This window comes from Olivibacter sp. SA151 (genome assembly GCF_054130995.1).
In genome coordinates this window covers 5,732,228-5,751,343 of the sequence record NZ_CP096391.1, presented here as the reverse complement: position 1 = coordinate 5,751,343, position 19,116 = coordinate 5,732,228, and the positions used below count along the sequence as shown (strand labels likewise).

Annotated in this window: 19 protein-coding genes; 16 read left to right on the top strand and 3 right to left on the bottom strand. The window is 40.0% G+C overall.

The window, feature by feature from the left end; genetic code table 11:
- Positions 1-99: 99 nt before the first annotated feature.
- The 5 genes from M1D52_RS23450 (at position 100) to M1D52_RS23430 (ending at position 5,412) form a co-directional block, all read left to right on the top strand.
- Positions 100-1,884, top strand: coding sequence for a S9 family peptidase (locus tag M1D52_RS23450; RefSeq protein WP_437366077.1), 1,785 nt, complete (start codon positions 100-102; stop codon positions 1,882-1,884).
- A 20-nt stretch (positions 1,885-1,904) separates the two neighbouring features.
- Positions 1,905-3,548 (top strand): sensor histidine kinase, encoded by a 1,644-nt coding sequence (locus tag M1D52_RS23445; protein WP_013664858.1) that lies wholly within the window; start codon positions 1,905-1,907, stop codon positions 3,546-3,548.
- Between the two features lie 27 nt (positions 3,549-3,575).
- Positions 3,576-4,268: a response regulator transcription factor gene (locus M1D52_RS23440; RefSeq protein WP_013664859.1), complete on the top strand. Its 693-nt coding sequence runs from the start codon at positions 3,576-3,578 to the stop codon at positions 4,266-4,268.
- Positions 4,269-4,412: 144 nt separating this feature from the next.
- A complete protein-coding gene (greA, locus tag M1D52_RS23435; protein WP_013664860.1) occupies positions 4,413-4,886 on the top strand; it encodes a transcription elongation factor GreA in 474 nt (157 codons plus the stop codon).
- A 112-nt stretch (positions 4,887-4,998) separates the two neighbouring features.
- Positions 4,999-5,412 carry an HIT family protein gene (locus tag M1D52_RS23430; RefSeq protein WP_013664861.1) on the top strand — a complete coding sequence of 138 codons (414 nt, stop codon included), beginning with the start codon at positions 4,999-5,001 and terminating at the stop codon, positions 5,410-5,412.
- A 37-nt stretch (positions 5,413-5,449) separates the two neighbouring features.
- On the opposite strand, the gene ruvC is transcribed toward M1D52_RS23430, so the two are convergent.
- Positions 5,450-6,016, bottom strand: a complete 567-nt coding sequence (ruvC, locus tag M1D52_RS23425; RefSeq protein ID WP_377613231.1) for a crossover junction endodeoxyribonuclease RuvC — start codon at positions 6,014-6,016, stop codon at positions 5,450-5,452.
- Positions 6,017-6,123: 107 nt separating this feature from the next.
- Between ruvC and M1D52_RS23420 the strand changes: the two genes are divergently transcribed.
- Both M1D52_RS23420 and M1D52_RS23415 read left to right on the top strand, forming a co-directional pair.
- Entirely contained in the window at positions 6,124-7,098 is a 975-nt protein-coding gene (locus tag M1D52_RS23420; protein WP_437393724.1) for a hypothetical protein, read from the top strand.
- 37 nt (positions 7,099-7,135) lie between these two features.
- Complete coding sequence (locus tag M1D52_RS23415; protein WP_437393723.1) at positions 7,136-8,215, top strand: glycosyltransferase family 2 protein; 1,080 nt, start codon at positions 7,136-7,138, stop codon at positions 8,213-8,215.
- Positions 8,216-8,234: 19 nt separating this feature from the next.
- Here the strand turns inward: M1D52_RS23415 and M1D52_RS23410 are convergent, their stop codons facing one another.
- Positions 8,235-8,969: a lysophospholipid acyltransferase family protein gene (locus M1D52_RS23410; RefSeq protein ID WP_041388039.1), complete on the bottom strand. Its 735-nt coding sequence runs from the start codon at positions 8,967-8,969 to the stop codon at positions 8,235-8,237.
- Between the two features lie 177 nt (positions 8,970-9,146).
- Positions 9,147-10,400, bottom strand: coding sequence for a methionine adenosyltransferase (gene metK, locus M1D52_RS23405; RefSeq protein WP_013664866.1), 1,254 nt, complete (start codon positions 10,398-10,400; stop codon positions 9,147-9,149).
- Between the two features lie 368 nt (positions 10,401-10,768).
- Between metK and M1D52_RS23400 the strand changes: the two genes are divergently transcribed.
- The 9 genes from M1D52_RS23400 (at position 10,769) to M1D52_RS23360 (ending at position 19,027) form a co-directional block, all read left to right on the top strand.
- Complete coding sequence (locus M1D52_RS23400) at positions 10,769-11,644, top strand: diacylglycerol/lipid kinase family protein (RefSeq protein ID WP_437366071.1); 876 nt, start codon at positions 10,769-10,771, stop codon at positions 11,642-11,644.
- Between the two features lie 24 nt (positions 11,645-11,668).
- Positions 11,669-12,016, top strand: a complete 348-nt coding sequence (locus M1D52_RS23395; protein ID WP_013664868.1) for a translation initiation factor — start codon at positions 11,669-11,671, stop codon at positions 12,014-12,016.
- A 541-nt stretch (positions 12,017-12,557) separates the two neighbouring features.
- Positions 12,558-13,391, top strand: a complete 834-nt coding sequence (locus tag M1D52_RS23390; RefSeq protein ID WP_013664869.1) for a MotA/TolQ/ExbB proton channel family protein — start codon at positions 12,558-12,560, stop codon at positions 13,389-13,391.
- 97 nt (positions 13,392-13,488) lie between these two features.
- Positions 13,489-14,121: an ExbD/TolR family protein gene (locus M1D52_RS23385; RefSeq protein ID WP_013664870.1), complete on the top strand. Its 633-nt coding sequence runs from the start codon at positions 13,489-13,491 to the stop codon at positions 14,119-14,121.
- A 19-nt stretch (positions 14,122-14,140) separates the two neighbouring features.
- Entirely contained in the window at positions 14,141-14,647 is a 507-nt protein-coding gene (locus M1D52_RS23380) for an ExbD/TolR family protein (protein WP_013664871.1), read from the top strand.
- Between the two features lie 30 nt (positions 14,648-14,677).
- Positions 14,678-15,505, top strand: coding sequence for an energy transducer TonB (locus tag M1D52_RS23375; protein WP_013664872.1), 828 nt, complete (start codon positions 14,678-14,680; stop codon positions 15,503-15,505).
- Positions 15,506-15,808: 303 nt separating this feature from the next.
- Positions 15,809-16,726, top strand: coding sequence for a PstS family phosphate ABC transporter substrate-binding protein (locus M1D52_RS23370; RefSeq protein WP_437366067.1), 918 nt, complete (start codon positions 15,809-15,811; stop codon positions 16,724-16,726).
- Between the two features lie 37 nt (positions 16,727-16,763).
- Positions 16,764-18,509 (top strand): tetratricopeptide repeat protein, encoded by a 1,746-nt coding sequence (locus tag M1D52_RS23365; protein WP_437393722.1) that lies wholly within the window; start codon positions 16,764-16,766, stop codon positions 18,507-18,509.
- 140 nt (positions 18,510-18,649) lie between these two features.
- Complete coding sequence (locus M1D52_RS23360) at positions 18,650-19,027, top strand: NADH-quinone oxidoreductase subunit A (protein ID WP_013664876.1); 378 nt, start codon at positions 18,650-18,652, stop codon at positions 19,025-19,027.
- The last annotated feature ends 89 nt before the right edge of the window (positions 19,028-19,116 follow it).

Sequence of the window (19,116 nt, the reverse complement as noted above, 5' to 3'; positions counted from 1 at the left end):
CGGATTTTTACTCCTATCATCGTCGTATTTTTTCTTTTAAGCCTTTCCGCTTGCTCGAATTTCGCAAAAAGGGAAGAAATACCGGTGGAAAGTTTTTTTATGAAATCGCCGAAAGGAAACTTTCAGATTTCTCCCAGCGGAAAGTATATTGCCTTTTTGCAGTCATACAAGGGGATTCAAAATATCTATCTAACGACTTGGAATAACACAGAAACCAAAAGGATCACAACAGAAACGGATAAGAATATAGCAAACTATTTTTGGGCAGATGACGACGAACTGGTGTTTTGGAAAGAGCGGTCGAAGGATGATAATCTGAATATATATGCTGTCAATAGAACCTCTTTGTCCGTCCGTAACCTCATTACCCCCGAGCCAATGCGATTTCGGTGGGTAAGCCAGCAGGTGAATAATGATGAGTTGTTGATTTCGCTAAATAAACGTGATTCTTCTGCTTTTGACGTATATCGGTTAAATCTTCATAATTGTCATTTAAAGATGGTGGCAAAGAATCCGGGTAATATCAGTAATTGGTTCGCAGATCTGGATGGAAAAGTGCGTTTGGCGGTAGCGAGCGACGGCGTAAATGAGACATTACTTTATCGGGATAATGAGACGAGCGAATTTAAGCATGTCTTCGAGAATAATTTCAAAACAACGGTGAAGCCTCTGCGATTTATTGAGGGGAAAGCAAATCACATATATGCCTTGTCGAATATCAACAGAGATAAGCAAGCCTTGGTCATCATCGACTTGGAGAAAGGAGAAGAAATTAAGACCATTTATGTACATCCGGAAGTCGACATCGACAATATCCGTTTTTCGACCGTTGCGAAAGGGCTTGCTTATGCGGAATACGATACTTGGAAACCCGAAAGACATTATTTTAATAAGAAGATTAAAGAGGTTCATGAAGATCTAACGCGAAGACTAAACGGATACTGGATGCGGGTGATCGATAAGAACGACACTGAAACGAGGTTCATTATTCGTACTTACGCTGATGACGATCCGGGGGCAATTTACCTATATAGCATCCAAGACGATCATTTAACGAAATTAGCCGATGTTAACCCCGCTTTGAACGGAACAGCATTATGTAAGATGGACTCTATTCGTTACGACGCGCGAGATGGTATGACGATTAGTGGATATTTAACATTGCCAAATCAGCTAAAAAAGCAAAATTTACCGCTTATTGTTATACCTCATAATGGTCCTTCTGCAAGAAATGTATGGGAATATAATAGCGAAGTTCAGTTTCTTGCTAATCGTGGATATGCTGTTTTTCAACCAAACTATAGGGGCTCAACGGGCTACGGAAAAGAGTTTTGGTCAGCCGGTTTCGGTGAGTGGGGCGGAAAGATACAGGAAGATATTGCTGATGGCGTAAGATATCTGATCGATAAGAAGGTCGCGGATCCTAAACGAATTGGCATTTTTGGATATAGTTTCGGCGGATTTTGCGCGCTATACGGTGCCTGTTTTCATAACGATTTGTATAAATGTGCCGCATCGTATTCGGGAATAACCAATTTGTTTACTTATTTAAAAGAAATTCCTCCTTATTATAAACCTTATTTGCAGATGTATTATGAAATCATTGGTAATCCCGAAAAACAGGCAGACTATTTTCGCGCAGTATCACCTGTCTTTCATACGGATAAGATAAAGGGGCCTATTTTTATTGCACAAGGCGGTAAGGACGAACGCGGCAATGTAAACGAGACCAATCAAATGGTACGAGACCTGAAGGGCAAAAACATTAATATAACTTATTTTTTGAAAGAGAAAGAGGGACATTACTTTAAAGATGAACAGGCTCGCTTGGCGTTTTATCAGCAACTTGAAGTGTTTTTTGCCAACAATTTGGGCGCTAATTAATCGGTTTATCGGTATCATATATGCCAAATCATAACCATTATCGAAAAAATTACTGGCTTATTATCACATTTGCTGTCCTGGCATCACTATTATTTATTATAGCCTTGGGCTTTGCAAAGAAATATGCGCGGAAGCTTGTTGAAAATGAATTTGTCGGAAAAAAAATCGATGTTTTAGATAAGAATATAGAGTCTTATAACGACCTTTTTTTTAATAAAATACCGGAAGTATCCTTTTATCAGGGATATCTCGATTCCAATTCTGCCTTCATTTATGCAGACTCCGTGTTAAAAAAGTATGCTTTTGTAAAGCGCATTTTATTCTTTGATGCTTATGTAAGCCACACACCTACGGGATTAGGGATAACGCCCCGTGCCGTGTATCAATTTAGAAGAGATTGTCCGAAGAGCCAGGTAATTTATCGAGCTAACTCCGGTGAAAAATTCGATATTCGTATTGCCGATGATTTTAATAGTATGGCCGCAAGGCTTGCCAGCTTCATTGATATCGCTGATACTTCACGGAGTGTTAATAACGATGAGATAAATAAGTTCTTTTATGCTGTTATTCCTGAGAAAATAACGTACATGAATATTCCTCGGAAAGAGGACATCAAAGCATACAAGCAATTCGTAGAAAGCGAGATTGATAATAACTCGATTTATGAACAGGATATCTTGAGCTATTATATAGATCCGCAGGACCTAAAATTAGTGAATAATCATCCGGAACTTTATGAAAAGATCGAAATAAAACCACTGTTCTATGCAACGCTTGATACCGATCCCGACTTGCTGACTACGGAGAGTCCCTTACCCGGTGCGCTTGCTTCGTATAAAATATACTTTAGCGCTAATAGAAATTTCTTGATAAAGGAGGTTAATAGACGATTTATGCCACTAGCGCTAATGATTTCCTTAGGCTACTTGGTACTGTTTGTAATTGGGTACCTGATCTATCGAAATATTAGTTTTAACAATAAGATGTTTAAGCTGCAATATGATTTTGTCAATAACCTTACCCATGAATTTAAAACGCCTGTAAGTGTTATTAAAATTGCGGGCAATAATATTCAAAGTGCCAAAGAGTTAAAAGAGGACGCCAGAAAGCTATACGGTAAGATACTGGATGAGGAGGCAGATAAGCTTAATAATCTATTGAATACCTTATTATCTTTTACACAAATTGAGAATAAGTCCATTAAATTGAAATATGAAAAGGTTAATTTAAAAGACTTTTGCGAAAAAATTGTAAATCGGTATCAACTAAAATACCCCGGTTTTGATTTGCAATATGAGCTTAAAGATGTGTCAACCTTGCATACAGACCAGGTCTTACTCGGTAGTGTGTTCCAAAATTTAATAGATAACGCTTATAAGTATTCCGAGGAAGGCAGTAAATCGTTAAAAATCACTATTTTTAAGCAAAAAAAGCAAATAATGTTTAAGTTTGTCGATAAGGGAATAGGAATTCCAAGGAGCGAACTTATAAATATATTTAAAAAATTTTATAGAGTAAAAAGTCAGTATAACCAACAAGGCAGTGTAGGTTTAGGTTTGGCATTTTGTAAAGAATTGTTGAATTTTATGGACGGCGATATCCAAGTAAAGAGCACCTTGGGAAAAGGGTCAACTTTTCTAGTAACACTGCCATATGTACATTAATTAGACGAACAGCACAGAAGTAAAACTATGCAAAAAAACACTAAAATTGCTGTAATAGAAGATGATGAAAACCTTCGATTTTTGGTTGTTCATCGATTAGAATCGGAACATTACCAAGTGATACAGGCCTCGAATGGGAAGGATGCGGAGACGTTAATATTAACTGAAAAGCCGGATATTGTATTGTTAGACTGGATGTTACCCGGAAAGCAAGGGTCAGAGGTCTGTGCAAATTTGCGCAAAGCAGGTTTTAATAATCTGGTTATTATGATGACCGCCAAGTCGCAGGACGTGGATAAGATAGACGCATATAGCTTCGGTGTTTCGGATTATATAACTAAACCCTTCAATATGGATGTTTTAGTAGCAATGATCGAAAATAAAGTGAAGTTTTTTGTTAACAACGCAAATGACACTTTATACTTTGGTAACACGGAACACCATCCAAACACGCATTCGTTAATCAGAGATGGGAAAAAAATAGAGCTGACTATTCTTGAAAATCGGATTCTACTTTATTTCTTGCAGAATGTGAATAGGGTTATCAGTAGAGACGAACTTATGCAAGTGGTTTGGGGATACAGTTCCAATGTGAATACCCGCACCCTCGATATGCATATCGTGCGCTTGCGGAAGAAGATTGAAATTAATCCCGATAAGCCGTATCATTTACAAACAGTACGGGGAATGGGGTATAAATTTGTTGCAGATAGAACCTAGTTGTTAATATCTGTTAAACACATTAGTGGATTTGTTTTTTTAAGAAAAAGGAGTTAACTTCGTTGTTAACTCAGCAAGACCACGCTTGGTAATAAGGCGTGGTCTTGCTTGTTTTTTATAATGGAACCTTAAAGTATTATTTTTATGGCAGACGTAACATATTATAGCAAAGAAGGATTGGAAAAGTTGAAGGAGGAACTTCAGTATCTGAAGACGGAAGGAAGGGCCGCCATAGCAAGAGCTATTGCTGAAGCAAGGGACAAGGGTGACTTGTCCGAGAATGCGGAATACGACGCAGCCAAAGAGGCGCAAGGCCTTCACGAAGCAAAGATCGCAAAGTTGGAGGAGGTTTTAGCAAATGCGAGATTGATCGATGAGTCTAAATTAGACGTAACCAAAGTGTTGGCTCTATCCATTGTAAAATTAAAAAACACAAAGAATGGAGCGATCATGACCTATCAATTGGTTTCCGAAACAGAGGCAGATCTTAAATCCGGTAAAATATCGGTAAAATCACCGATAGCGCAAGGCCTGTTAGGTAAATCCGTAGGTGATAAAGCTGAAATAGAAGTACCTGCAGGGAAAATCGAACTGGAAATATTGGAGATCTCACGATAGCTTGTATAGCGGTTATGTGCGGTTGCTGCCATAACCGCTTACATGACGCTAACGGTGGGTTAAGTTGTTAGATTTATGCTTTTTTAATTTTTAATTTTTACTTCCTTGTATTATGTCTTCTTTATTTTCAAAAATTGTATCAGGTGAAATTCCAGCGCATAAAGTGGCTGAGTCAAATGATTTCTTGGCTTTCTTAGACATCAATCCCTTAGCGGAAGGACATGTACTCGTGATTCCCAAAAAAGAAACGGATTATATCTTTGATATGGAAGATGATGAGTACATTGGCATCTGGATGTTTGCCAAAATTGTTGCATCAGCTATCAAAATAGCTTTTCCATGCGAAAAGGTGGGCGTTGCTGTGATTGGACTGGAAGTGCCGCATGCGCATATCCATTTAGTACCTATCAATCATGTAGGTGATATCAACTTCTCGAAAGAAAAACTGAAGCTTAGCAGTGAGCAACTTAGCGAACATGCTGAACGTATCAGACAAGAGCTGGCGAGATTAACGAGTAATTCGTAGTGTTTTCGTGCCGCAATGAGGTATAGATCGGTCTTTCTTATTTTAATCGATGGGAATTTTCTTTTATAAAAGATTCCCAGCCAGTATAGCTCTTCTTACCACTACTTGTGCCGCGTCCTTGAAATGCATGGCATACCGCCACTGCGAGCCCGTCTGTTGCATCAAGAAATTGTGGGCTCTCCTTGAAGTTTAATAAATTCTTTAACATGGAGGCAACTTGTTCTTTCGATGCACTGCCGTTACCTGTTACGGATTGCTTTATTTTCCTGGGCGCGTATTCCGCTATTTCAATTTTTTTGGCTAAAGCGGCTGCCATGGCTACTCCCTGAGCTCGCCCTAACTTCAGAATGACTTGGATGTTTTTGCCATAAAATGGATCTTCTAAAGCCATGCAATCAGGATGGTACTGATCGATTAGTGAGGTGGTCTTCTCAAATATACGTTGCAACTTAAGCGCCTGATTTTCCAAATGATCCAGTTTAATGATTCCTAAGCTTATTAAGCTCAGTTGTTTCCCCTTTTCCTGAATTAAACCGTAGCCCATCACTTTGGTTCCGGGATCGATCCCCAAGATAACCCGCTCTTTTAAATCGCTTTGCAACATGTCACAATATTACGATTTTATTAGCATAAACAGGGTTAAGAATGTTCTTTCGGCCTTGCTATGTTATAATTTATTTAAGTTTTCTTAACATTGCAAAAAAAACACCATTGAGCACGAGGGGAAAAAAAATAATAAGTGTAAGTATTAAAATTACCGTACTCTTACTGACGATATGGTTCATACATAGGAAATTAAGTGACAATAAAAACCTATATGAGTTTAAACGCTTAATCGGACGGTTGGATACAGAGTTACTAAGCTTAACCATTTTTTCGCTTTTCACTTTAATGCTTATAAACTGGTGTTTAGAATGCATTAAATGGCAATACCTTTGTCGTCCCATTCAAAAAATTTCCTTCGTAAAAGCGTTTGAATCGGTTTTTTGCGGGTTAAGCTGGGCTATTTTTACGCCTAATAGGATAGGCGAATATGGTGGACGGGTATTGTTTTTAAACCCTCGTAAACGCATGTTCGGTGTACTGGCTATGGCCGTCGGAGCTTTCGCTCAGTTAGTCATTACCAACATGATGGGAGCCATTGCGTTGGTATGGTTTATTGGCAACTACAAGTACCCTTCGTTTTGGTTATATCTCGCACTCTGCTTGTTGGCCCTAGGCTTTATTCTCCTCATGTTGCTTTTATACTTTAGAATCAAATGGCTTAATCGTTTCATCCGGAGGATCAAATGGCTCACTAAAGTGCAACGCTTCTTTTTCCTATTAGAACGATATGATACAAAACAGTTATGGTATGTTTTTTCCATGTCGTTATTCCGATATGCCGTGTTTACGTCTCAATATATGTTGGTAATGCACATACTTATCCCTTCGATACCCTCAGGGCCAATGGTTTTGATGGTTTTTTTATTGTTTTTTATTCAATCTGCAATGCCTTCATTAGATTTGTTGGATGTGGGTGTAAGAAGCTTAACGGCGGGATATCTTTTTGCTTTTATAACAACGCAAGAGTTGGCGGTTATGGCCTCTGCGGCATCCATTTGGTTTATTAATCTGATTATTCCGGCCATCATAGGTTCGGTATTTGTTTTTAAAATTAATTTCTTTGGCAATTCAAATCATTAGTGGGATCACTACGATACTGTGTTTATATTACGGATATATGGTGTTTACGCTCCTAAGAGGGTGGAAGCAGCTGCCGGATCATGTAGCTAAGAACACGCACACTTTTAAAACATCGGTCAGCGTGCTCATCGCAGCTCGCAATGAAGAAGGTAATATTGCAAAAACAATAGAGTGCATCTTGAAGCAACATTATCCGAGTGAGTTAATGGAATTGATTATTATAAATGATCATTCGACGGATAGAACAGCTGAAATTATTGCATCGTACAGTGATCGGGGGGTTAAATTGATTGAGTTGAATGAGCATGAAAAACTAAATTCGTATAAAAAGAAAGCCATCAGTGAGGGAATTGCTAGTGCAAAGGGTGAGTTAATGGTCGCAACGGATGCCGATTGCGTTATGGGCCCAAATTGGTTACGCACCATTGTGAGCCTGTATGAAGAGAAGAACTATAAGTTAATTTCTTCTCCCGTTGTTTATCACCAAGAGAAGAGTTACTTCGAGAAATTACAGACCTTAGAATTTTTATACCTTATAGGTTTGGGTGCTGCTTCTATTGGCCTGCGTAGGCCATCAACATGCAATGGTGCCAATCTCGCCTATCGGCGAGACGTATTTTATGAATTAGGTGGATTTAACGGAATTGACGATTTAGCAAGTGGAGATGATGAGCTTTTTCTGCATAAAGTGGCGCAGAAGTATCCCCTCGGTATCGGGTTTTGTAAGTCGGAGGAGGCTATTGTCTATACAGAAGCTAAAGAAAACCTGAAAGAATTTATCCGGCAACGGAAGCGCTGGGCCTCTAAAAGCACTAAATACAAGAATAAAAACATCGTGCTATTAGGAATAGCAATTTGGATATTCAATCTGGCGGTTTTACTGAATGCCTTACTGGGCGTTTTTTTTCCTCCCATGCTTTTAGGGTTCGGCATCATTCTGTTGGCTAAAATTGGGATAGAGCTTTTATTTTTAATGCCGATTACAAAATTTGCTTCCCGAAGTGCCCTGCTGATCAATTTGCCTTTACTCAGCGTTATGCATCTTTTTTACATCGTTTACATTGGGATCGCCGGTAATACCGGTAAGTATTATTGGAAGGGAAGAAAGGTGAGATAATGGTGATGAGTATTTTATACTAGGGAACCACTTTCTCCCGAATCGCTTCTTCTGCCGCTTTTACTACGTCTTCTGCTGTGCGTCCTTCCGAAGAGATAGGAGCAAGCACTTCCCAGCTCATCGCTGTGAAAGCACGAAGCGGAAAAGAACCATATTGAACCATTTTCCAAGAGTTGTTAATGACTACGGGTACAATGATTGCATGAGGTACTTTTTTTAGAATGGTGGCGATGCCGCCAACCGCAAAGGGTTTCATAACGCCTGTTTTGGATCGTGTCCCTTCCGGAAAAATAACCGTTGACCAGTTTTTATCTTTCATGTTCTTCGCCAACTTCAATATTTCCGCGATCGACTGCTTTGGGTCACTTCGATCAATATTGGCTGCACCACCATATTTAAGATTGAACGATATACTTGGAATACCGCTTGCCAGCTCAATTTTAGACACGAATTTGGCATGATGCTTTCTTAGGAAGTAAATCAACGGCGGGATATCATACATGCTTTGATGATTTGCAATGAAAATGATGGGTTGAGCAACAGGTAGTTGTTGATTATTGATAAAATGTACGCTATTTCCTAAAAGATAATAGCTGCTTGTAAGAAACCAATTAAGGATATCGACAGACCTTTTGTGCGCTTCATACCCGCCTAGTTTGAGACAGATCCACTGAATAGGGTGGAAGATCACAAGAATAAGGCCGAAGTAAAGGTAATGGAATGGTGTCAGGATATATCCAAAAAATTTGTTCATATGTAAATAATCTGTTTTTGTGTAACCTATAAGACATGATATTTCATGTATTAAAGGTTCTACCCTTGCATTTTCAACCAGGTCTTTTGCAATGCCAGCAAAAATAAATATTTTTATAAAGCTATTGAATAAAAAAAGCCCGGCGTATGCCAGGCTCAAACAACATTTTCAAATCCTTTAGAAGCCAAAAGCCTTCCTTACCGGTTCAATATAGTCCAGTTTTTCCCAAGTAAAAAGTTCTACCTCCACGGTCTTTACTTCACCCATCGAGTTTTCGAAGGTTTTATTAACAATAACGGATTCGCGTCCCATATGGCCGTAAGCAGCGGTCTCAGAATAAATAGGATTTCGCAATTTTAGTCTGGTTTCAATTCCATAAGGCGTTAAATCAAAAAGCTCAGCTATTTTTTCTGCAATCTGTCCATCGGTTAAAGCCACATTGCTTTTGCCATAGGTATTTACATAAATACCCATTGGGTGCTTTACGCCGATAGCATATGAAAGCTGAACGAGTATCTCGTCTGCAATGCCCGCAGCTACCAGATTCTTCGCAATATGTCGGGCAGCATAAGCTGCTGAACGATCCACTTTTGAGGGGTCTTTACCTGAAAATGCGCCACCACCGTGTCCACCTTTACCCCCATAAGTGTCTACGATAATTTTCCTGCCGGTTAATCCGGTGTCTCCATGCGGGCCGCCGATTACAAATTTACCCGTGGGATTAATGTGGTACGTAATGTGTTCATCAAATAATTGCTGAAGCTCAGGTTTGAGCTGCGCTTTCACTCTAGGAATTAAAATATGGATGATATCATGTTTAATCTTGTCGAGCATGGCGCCCTCTTCATCAAAATCGTCATGTTGGGTAGAGATGACAATGGTATCAATACGCAATGGGGTATGGTCATCGTTATAAGCAATGGTCACTTGTGCTTTCGCGTCCGGACGTAAATAGGTGATGTCTTTATTTTCCCTTCGAAGGGCGGCTAACTCCAGAAGAAGTTTGTGCGAAAGATCCAAGGCCAATGGCATCAGGTTCTCCGTTTCTTTGTTGGCGTAGCCGAACATAATGCCTTGATCGCCTGCTCCCTGATCTTGCCTTTCTTTACGGTCGACGCCCTGGTTGATATCAGCCGATTGCTCGTGGATGGCAGACAAAATTCCGCATGAATTGGCCTCGAACATATAGGCTGATTTGGTATAACCAATTTTTTCAATAACCGATCGGGTGATCTTTTGAACATCTAAATAGGTGTTCGATTTAACTTCTCCCGCTAGGACGACTTGTCCGGTAGTTACTAATGTTTCAATAGCTACGCGCGCATCGGGATCCCAGGCAAGGAAATTATCAATAAGTGCATCTGAAATTTGATCAGCTATTTTATCAGGATGTCCTTCGGAAACGGATTCTGAAGTGAATAAGTATGGCATAAATTATTGTTTCAAAGATTTTTACCTAATATTATCTATTTTGTAAAATGCTTGATAAGTATGAAGTGTCAATTTGAAAGGCAATCATTAGCACTTTTTTACTGTGGTTGCAATCCCGCCATTTGATTGGCACGCAAATCATTCCACATTTTACCGTGCAAAAGTACAATTCATTTTGCTAATATAAAAGGAACGAGCAGAGAAGTATTTTTCGGGGTAATAATTGATGAGTATTTACACCTCAATTATACGTTGTGATGCATTCGTAACCCTGGCTTAAAAAAGGAGTGCCATAATACTTTCGTTGCTGTAGGTATTAAATTCAAGTGGGTTTAGTACATTTGTAAATGAATAGGCGCGACTGTTAAATGACAAAAAAACGAATCCAATTTCTAATCAATCCAATATCCGGAGGGAAGAGCAAGAAGGGCTTTGAAAGGCTAGCGAGAAAATACCTCAACGACGATCTGTTCGAAGCGAGTTTTAAGATTACGGAAAGGGCTCAACATGCGTCAGAGTTAACGAAAATAGCGATACAGGAGCAGGTAGATTTAGTGGTAGCAGTGGGAGGAGATGGTACGATCAACGAGATCGCGAAGGAACTATTGAATACCCCTACGCCTTTAGCAATTGTGCCCGAAGGCTCCGGAAATGGTTTGGCGCGTTATTTGGGAATTTCTTCTGATGTATCGCAAGCCATCGCAAAAATCAATAAAGGCCATATCATTACGATCGATAGCGGTCTGGTTAACGGGAAAGCTTTTTTTAACGTTGCGGGGATGGGCTTTGATGCCCTTATCAGCGATCGCTTTGCGGAAAATATGACCCGCGGCCCCGTGGGCTATTTAAAAATCGTGCTTAAGGAAATCAGTCGATATAGGCCCCAGGAATATACAATTTGTATAGATGGCAATGAAATACAGCGGGAAGCATTTATGATCAGTATAGCTAATTCTCCGCAATATGGAAATAATGCTTACATTGCCCCGGGTGCGTCTGTTGACGACGGCCTACTTGACGTTTGTATCATTAAGCAGTTTCCGTTAATTCAGTTTCCCGTAATGATCTACCATTTGTTTAGCCGAACTGCCCATCAATCGGATTACGTGGAAATTATTAAAGGAAAACAGATCACCATTGAACGCCCACAAAGGGGGCCGGTGCATTTAGATGGGGAACCGTTTACGCTCGACAAAAAATTGTCAATAGAAGTTTTGCCCTCTTCATTAAATGTTGTATGTTAGTAAAAGGCTTTAAATACCTTTATAATGGCTAAGCAGAAAAAACAACAGTTTGACGGTATTGTCTATTCCACTGATCAGAATTATAGCTATCGGGAAGAAGAATCTTTTGAAACAGACACCTTGCCTGCGGCGAAGCAACAATTGCGTGTTCAACTGGATAAAAAACAACGGGCGGGAAAAGCGGTAACGCTTATTACGGGTTTTGTGGGAAAGGAAGAAGATTTATCCGCTTTAGGGAAACAATTAAAACAGCGGTGTGGAGTTGGGGGCGCCACCAAAGAAGGACAAATTATGATTCAAGGCGATTTTAGGAAAAAGATCGTTGAGATCCTAACCACCGAAGGGTATAAAGTTAAATTGATAGGAGGCTAGACCAAATAAGCTTTTGGAAATAAATTTGCCTAAAAGCACAATATTACCTTACTGCCAACGTTTACAATTGCATCTGAAAACACTTAAACGCTATTTAAATTTTACATTTGAGTTAAGGCGAGAAAAAAGAGGGGGCATAGTGTTCTTTTTACACTTAGTTTAGGCAGTTGGAAGAGAATAAATTAACAGGATTTGGGATGGTGTGATAATGACACATTCAAATGCACAATATTAACGAATAGATGCCGGAATCGACGTTTTTTTTATGTCATTTATTTGCAATTACAAAAAAAAATAGTTTTTATTGTAAAATATTGTCTTCGAAAATGAGGGCAGTGACACAATAGAGCTCTTTTTTGGCGTTGATGCCGCTGTTGCACGTTAGAAGGAGAGATATTTAAAAGTTAATATTGCATAAATTTGTTTTTAAATCTAAAATTATAAATTTGCTTTTGCCTTTTTGACGACTGGAAAAAACGGCAAAGTGTTTTGTACAATTAAAAATTAATCCATAAAAACTAAAAACTAAAAAATCAAGAAAATGGCAAACGCACCAAAACCAACCCCGGCTAAAAAAGAGAGCAGCTCAAAAGGTTCTAACGTATTTGCAAGTCTGGCAATTATTATCTGCCTTGTCATAGGCGCATTGGTATGGAAATTCGTGATGGGTGATCCTTCACACTTCCAAGGAGGAGACCCGGAGAATGGCGAACCGATGCCAGGAGACTATTTTGCAATGGTTTACAAAGCGGGTTACATCGTACCGGTACTATTAGGTTTATTATTAATGGTAATTGTTTTCTCGTTTGAACGTTTCTTCGTAATCAGCAGAGCTGCTGGAAAAGGAAATGTAGACACTTTTGTTTCTAAAGTGCAAGGATTCCTTTCTGCAGGAAACATTGATGCAGCCATCGCCGAATGTGATAAACAACAAGGATCTGTAGCTAATGTAATCAAATCCGGTCTTTACAAATACAAAGAAGCTTCTGTAGATACAACTTTGGATACTGAACATTCTGTATTGGCAATTCAAAAAGAGATTGAAGAAGCGACTGCATTGGAAATGCCAATGTTAGAGAAAAACCTAACCGTTATCGCCACCTTAGTATCTATCGGTACATTAACCGGTCTATTAGGAACAGTAACGGGTATGATCAAGGCGTTTGCGGCTTTGGCTACCGGCGGTGCTCCTGACCAAGCGCAGTTGGCAAACGGTATCTCTGAGGCGCTTATCAATACAGCAACCGGTATCTTTACTTCTACCATCGCTGTAATCATGTACAATGTATTTACTTCTAAAATAGATAAATTGACCTATTCTATTGACGAGGCTGGCTTCTCGATCGTTCAAACTTACGCGTCTAAGCATAAATAAAAAAAGGTGAAAAAATTCCATAGTTTTTATGGAAAGGCTGTGGAATTTGCATCACTATATTAGAAACTAGTTTTTATTTACTTATAAACGTAAAGAGATGCCAAAGATTAAAGTAAAAAGAGCGAGCACAACCATTGATATGACGGCGATGTGTGACGTGTCATTCCTGCTGCTTACGTTCTTTATTCTTACCGCAACTGCTCGCCAGCCAGAGCCTTTGCCGGTAGATACCCCTGCATCCACGGTACAGATCAAGGTTCCGGATGCAAATTTGGGTACAATTACCGTAGGAGGAGATGGTAAGGTGTTTTTCGGTGTTGCCGGTCCGAACATAAGAATGCGTATGCTGGAAAGAATGTCGGAAAAATATAGCGTCGGTTTCTCGCAAAAGGAAAAAGAAAGATTTTCTTTGATGGAAGGTTTCGGCGTTCCTTTCAAAAATCTAAAGCAGATTATTGCAATGGATAACGCAGAGCGAAACAGAGCTGGCCTTCAGCCAGGTATCCCCACGGATTCTGTAGGGAATAGCCCTTCTGAGTTACATGAATGGATTATAGCTGCCCGTTACGCTACAAAAGAAACTAATAATGCGGAAATGCGCGTGGCTATCAAAGGAGACGCTAAAGAACAATACCCTGCTATTAAGAAGGTGATAGATATTCTCCAGGGACAGAAGATCAATAAGTTTAGTTTAGTTACTAACCTTAGAACGGAGGATTACGGTAAATAATCATTAAAAATATTAAGAAATGGCAGAATTAAATACCGGTGGTAAACAGACCCCCCGGGTGGATTTAACACCCATGGTTGACTTGGCGTTCCTTCTGATTACCTTCTTCATGTTAACGACCAGTTTGGCTAAACCGCACGCAATGGACGTGGCTATGCCGGATAAGGATAAGGAAAACAAAGATGATAATCTGGAAGTGGCTGATAATAGATCAATGACCATCTTATTGGGTGCAAAGGACAAAATCGAATACTATATGGGACAATTGGAAAAACCACTGGATGGCCCGACAGTAGTAGATTATGGTAAGAACGGAATCAGACCCGTCCTGCTCAAGAAGATGAAAGATGTGCAAGCCGCAACGGGTAAACCACTCATTGTTATTATCAGACCAAGCGACAATTCGAACTACCGTAACTTAGTAGATATACTGGATGAGATGAAAATCGTTAATGCACAACAATACATGATTGGCGATATTAGTACTCCGGAGGTTGAATTGCTTAAACGTGAGGGAATTTATTAACAAAGGGTTATCCCAAAAAATGAAATAAGAATGTCTAAATTAGATATATTTAAACCGCAATGGCTTGATGTAGTCTTCGCAGGACGCAATAAAGCGTATGGCGCTTATGACTTGCGCACCATTTCGCCTAAATATACTTCACGAGCATTACTCATAGGTATAATATTGTTCGTAGGCTTGGTAACATCGCCTATGATCATCAAGGCGATTCGGGGTGAACAGGATGAAGCACCAGAAGAAGTAATTGAAACAGAAGTGGTTCTATCAGAACCACCTCCGGTGAACGAGGAAGCACCGCCTCCACCGCCACCGGTTGAACCTCCGCCTCCACGTGTGGATCAAGTACGGATGCCTCCTCCTAAGGTGGTACCGGCAGAGCAGGTGCGTGACGAGGAACCGCCAACCGTTGAACAGCTGAAAAAGGCTGATCCGGGACCTAAAACAATCGCTGGGGACCCTACGGCTGATATACGTATCGATATGCCGGTAGGTGAAGGACCAAAAGATGCTCAGGTAACGGAAGAAGGTTCCGGTATTATGGACTTCAATGCGGTGGAAGTACAGCCATCATTTCCAGGAGGTTTACCTGCTTTCTATAAATGGGTTGGTGCAAACTATAGATACCCACAGATGGCAAAGGAACAAGGCGTAAGTGGTTCTATCCATGTGTCTTTCGTGGTTGAACGAGATGGATCTTTGACCGATATCAAAGTACTGCGTGACTTGAAATATGGTACTGGCGAAGAAGCGGTGAGATTGTTGAAATCTTCACCTAAATGGAAACCTGGTATTCAGAACGGACGCCCGGTACGGGTATCTTACTCCTTACCTATTAAATTGAACCTTCAAGGAATGTAATTCATGCTTGAACGTACCAATAAAAGTAGTGATAGACAGAAATCGCCCGCAAAGCGATTTCTGTCCATTTTAGGACTTTGCATGTTCGGATTCTATTTCGTGCTTGGTTTGGTTATCATTTTCTGGAAGGATTTCCCACTGAGCTTGGATAGAACCTATCGTGTTTTGTTCGGTTTATTGCTTATCGTTTACTCTTTCTTGAGATTTGCAAGATTATGGCAAAGTCAACGAATTGGGAGGGGTAGCTAACGTAAAGTCGTATTGGAACAGGTCTTCTAGCATTAACCTAATCAATGCCTAACCATGAAAAATAGCCGCGTTATTCTGTGTTTTGTATCAACGTCCATTGCAGCACTTTTCTTTGTTGCCTGTAACAATGCGCCGACAAAGGACACGCAGGGAATTCTTACGGGAAGAGCGAATGTATTGGTTGACGAAACCGTAGCACCTATTATCGAAGATCAGATCGCCATTTTTGAGAGTAGCTACACCAATGCCGAGCTTACCATGATTGCTAAATCTGAAAATGAGCTGATACGTGCATTGTTGCGAGATTCGGCTCAACTAGCTATTACTACACGCGAATTGACAGAAAAAGAATCGGAATTTTTTAAATCGAAGACAATATATCCCCGAACTGTACGTTTTGCTACGGATGCCATTGCTATTATAACGAATAAACGCAACCCGGATTCGACCATCTTGGCAGATGACATTATTCGGATCATGAAGGGGCAGGAGGTAACAAAGATAAAGGCGTTGGTGTTCGATAATGCCAATTCGAGTACGGTTGCTTATTTCAGGAAATTGGCGGGCGTCGATAAATTACCTGATAAGGGCGTTTATGCACTGAAAGGTAGCCGTGAAATAGTGCAGTATGTGAAGGAAAATCCACAAAGCGTAGGTGTTTTGGGGATTAATTGGATTATGCAACCAGAGAGGGAGCTGGTCCCTTATATGGAGCATATAAAAGTGCTCGGTGTTAAGAATCAGCAAGGAAAACCCGGTGATGACGGATATTATAAACCAACCCAATCAAATTTGGCTTTAAATTTGTATCCTTTCACCAGGCCTTTGTACTGCATCAATGTGCAAGGAAAGGAATCGATCGGCCTCGGCTTTTCATCCTTCCTGCATGGCGAGCGAGGTCAAAGACTTATTTTGAAATCCGGCCTATTGCCTGATAGTATCCCTCCACGGGAAATAATAATAAGAAATTAGTATATTAGACTTTAAATAAATTAAAAGAACAATGAAAATGATAAGAAGAGCAGCAAGTGTAGGTCTTGCGATTGCTTTCATAGCTTCGGGGGCTTCTTATGCACAAAGTCTGAAAGATGCACAAGTAGCAATCGACGCGGAGCAATACGCGAAGGCTAAATCGATTCTAAAGAATTTAGTGCAGAACAAGCCGAAAGATGCCGAAAACTATTTTTATTTGGGCGATGTCTATTTGGTAACCGATTATCCGGATTCGGCAAAAACTTTTTTCCAACAAGGACTTGAAGCTGATCCAAAAGATAACCTGAATAAAGTAGGCTTAGGAGCAGTAGCACTTGTACAAGGTAATACGGCGGAAGCTGAAAAGCTATTTACCGAAGCTACGGAGAAAGCAAAAAAGAAGGACTACCTAGAGAATCTGTATGTAGGTCGTGCCTATATGAATCCTAACTTAGAAAAACCGGATTATAAAAAGGCCTTGCCTTACTTGGAAAAAGCAAAAGAAGCGAATCAGAAGGATGCCTTAATCCCATCTTCTTTGGGAGATGCTTACTTCGGCATGGGCGATGCAAGTAATGCGTATACCAACTACCGTGATGCATACGATTTGGATAATACCTTTACACGTGCCCGTGTACAAATGACCGTTATCTCTAAACAAGCACGTGCGTTTCCTGAAGCTGTTCAGGATTTAAATACCATTATTCAAGAACATCCGGATTATGCGCCTGCTTACAGAGAATTGGCAGAGACCTATAATGCTTACGCACAATTTGCGACAAAATCAGAAGACTATAACAGTCGTATCCAAGAGGCCTTGAAGGCTTATAAGCAATATATGGATTTAACGGATTACTCCTTGGATTCACGTATGCGCTATGCCGACTTCATGATCAAGGCAAGGGATTACAAGAACTTAGAAGAACAAGCTAATGAAATGGCTAAGTTGGATAAAGTAAACCCGCGTATCTTACGTTACTTAGGTTACGCTTCTTACGAAAATGGTAATTATCCTTCCAGCCAAAAAGCATTGACTGATTTCCTTTCCAAAGTAGAGCAAAACCGTATCATTCCTCAGGATTACTATTTCTTAGGCTTATCTGAAATTAGAATTGCAAGCGATACAACCAAAGCGACCGATACTACACTATTGGCCCAAGGTATTGCTAATTTAACCAAGGGCGTTCAAATGGACACCACTTGGAAATTGGCAGAGGATGTGAGTGCAGAAGCGAAAAAGACTTTTGATGCAAAACGTTTTGATTTAGCCGGTGCTTTATTTAAAGCGGCCGCTCAGGCACCAAAGTCTAAGACATATAACTATGACTTGTTTTACTGGGGATTCTCCCAGTATTTTAATTATGCTATGCATATTAACGATGATCCGAAACCAAGTACAAGTATTTTGGACGATGCTGTAAGTGCATTTACCAAAGTGAATGAGGTGGCTGCGGATATGCCTGAGGCTTATTTATATAAAGCAAAATCCTTATCCTTGAAAGAGGACCCGCAGAATCCTCAAGGCCTTGCTGTACCTGCCTATCAAGAATACTTAAAGGTAATACAAGCGAAGGATGCAGAAACGCAGAAGAAAGCTGGACGGTACGTAGCGGAGGCACACAACGTAATTGCGGCAGATTTAGTTAATAAAGAACAATATCAGGAAGCCCGCGACCATTTGCAAAAAGCATTGGAAGCAGAACCTGGAAATGCTTATGCGACGCAAACATTAGAGCAATTAAAGCCTGCTGCTAATAACGGTACATCAGCTCAACAAAAATAATCTTATTAAATTATTGTTTAAAAGCGCCCGCTCATCCGAGCGGGCGCTTTTTTTATGGCAAAATCTTGGGTGATAAGTTGATAATGTAAGAAGTAAAATTTATGTTTGCATTATTAACAGACACTAACTAAACATAAACTATGGAAGCCGCTACAAACAGTACTCCCATTGATTACTTGCCGATTTTGCTTCAAATGTTTGTTGCCGTAGGCTTTGGCGTTACTACCATTATTGGTACGCATCTCATCGGACCAAAACTTCGCACCGAAAACAAACTAAGTTCCTTTGAATCGGGCATAAAAGTAATCGGAAATGCCCGTCAACCCGTTTCGATTAAATACTTCATGGTGGCTATACTCTTCGTAATTTTTGATGTCGAAGTTATTTTCATGTACCCATGGGCCGTCAATTTTAGATCGCTGGGGATGGAAGGACTCATCGAGATGTTTATATTTATGGGGCTCCTATTGCTGGGTTTCATCTATGTGATAAAGAAGAGAGCCTTGGAATGGGACTAAAAGTTGCGCATATATTAGAACGATTCTAAATACCTGCAATTTTCACCCTTAACCTATTAAATTATTAAATTTGAGCATACCTGCTTTTA

Excerpts from the sequence above, each read along its gene's own strand:
- M1D52_RS23385 (WP_013664870.1), top strand. The coding sequence starts at position 13,489 with ATGCCAAAGATTAAAGTAAAAAGAGCGAGCACAACCATTGATATGACG.
- M1D52_RS23450 (WP_437366077.1), top strand. The coding sequence starts at position 100 with ATGAAATCGCCGAAAGGAAACTTTCAGATTTCTCCCAGCGGAAAGTAT.
- M1D52_RS23365 (WP_437393722.1), top strand. The coding sequence starts at position 16,764 with ATGATAAGAAGAGCAGCAAGTGTAGGTCTTGCGATTGCTTTCATAGCT.
- M1D52_RS23395 (WP_013664868.1), top strand. The coding sequence starts at position 11,669 with ATGGCTAAGCAGAAAAAACAACAGTTTGACGGTATTGTCTATTCCACT.
- M1D52_RS23380 (WP_013664871.1), top strand. The coding sequence starts at position 14,141 with ATGGCAGAATTAAATACCGGTGGTAAACAGACCCCCCGGGTGGATTTA.
- greA (WP_013664860.1), top strand. The coding sequence starts at position 4,413 with ATGGCAGACGTAACATATTATAGCAAAGAAGGATTGGAAAAGTTGAAG.
- M1D52_RS23400 (WP_437366071.1), top strand. The coding sequence starts at position 10,769 with ATGACAAAAAAACGAATCCAATTTCTAATCAATCCAATATCCGGAGGG.
- M1D52_RS23445 (WP_013664858.1), top strand. The coding sequence starts at position 1,905 with ATGCCAAATCATAACCATTATCGAAAAAATTACTGGCTTATTATCACA.
- ruvC (WP_377613231.1), bottom strand. The coding sequence starts at position 6,016 with ATGTTGCAAAGCGATTTAAAAGAGCGGGTTATCTTGGGGATCGATCCC.
- metK (WP_013664866.1), bottom strand. The coding sequence starts at position 10,400 with ATGCCATACTTATTCACTTCAGAATCCGTTTCCGAAGGACATCCTGAT.
- M1D52_RS23375 (WP_013664872.1), top strand. The coding sequence starts at position 14,678 with ATGTCTAAATTAGATATATTTAAACCGCAATGGCTTGATGTAGTCTTC.
- M1D52_RS23370 (WP_437366067.1), top strand. The coding sequence starts at position 15,809 with ATGAAAAATAGCCGCGTTATTCTGTGTTTTGTATCAACGTCCATTGCA.
- M1D52_RS23360 (WP_013664876.1), top strand. The coding sequence starts at position 18,650 with ATGGAAGCCGCTACAAACAGTACTCCCATTGATTACTTGCCGATTTTG.
- M1D52_RS23430 (WP_013664861.1), top strand. The coding sequence starts at position 4,999 with ATGTCTTCTTTATTTTCAAAAATTGTATCAGGTGAAATTCCAGCGCAT.
- M1D52_RS23390 (WP_013664869.1), top strand. The coding sequence starts at position 12,558 with ATGGCAAACGCACCAAAACCAACCCCGGCTAAAAAAGAGAGCAGCTCA.
- M1D52_RS23440 (WP_013664859.1), top strand. The coding sequence starts at position 3,576 with ATGCAAAAAAACACTAAAATTGCTGTAATAGAAGATGATGAAAACCTT.
- M1D52_RS23415 (WP_437393723.1), top strand. The coding sequence starts at position 7,136 with ATGGTGTTTACGCTCCTAAGAGGGTGGAAGCAGCTGCCGGATCATGTA.
- M1D52_RS23410 (WP_041388039.1), bottom strand. The coding sequence starts at position 8,969 with ATGAACAAATTTTTTGGATATATCCTGACACCATTCCATTACCTTTAC.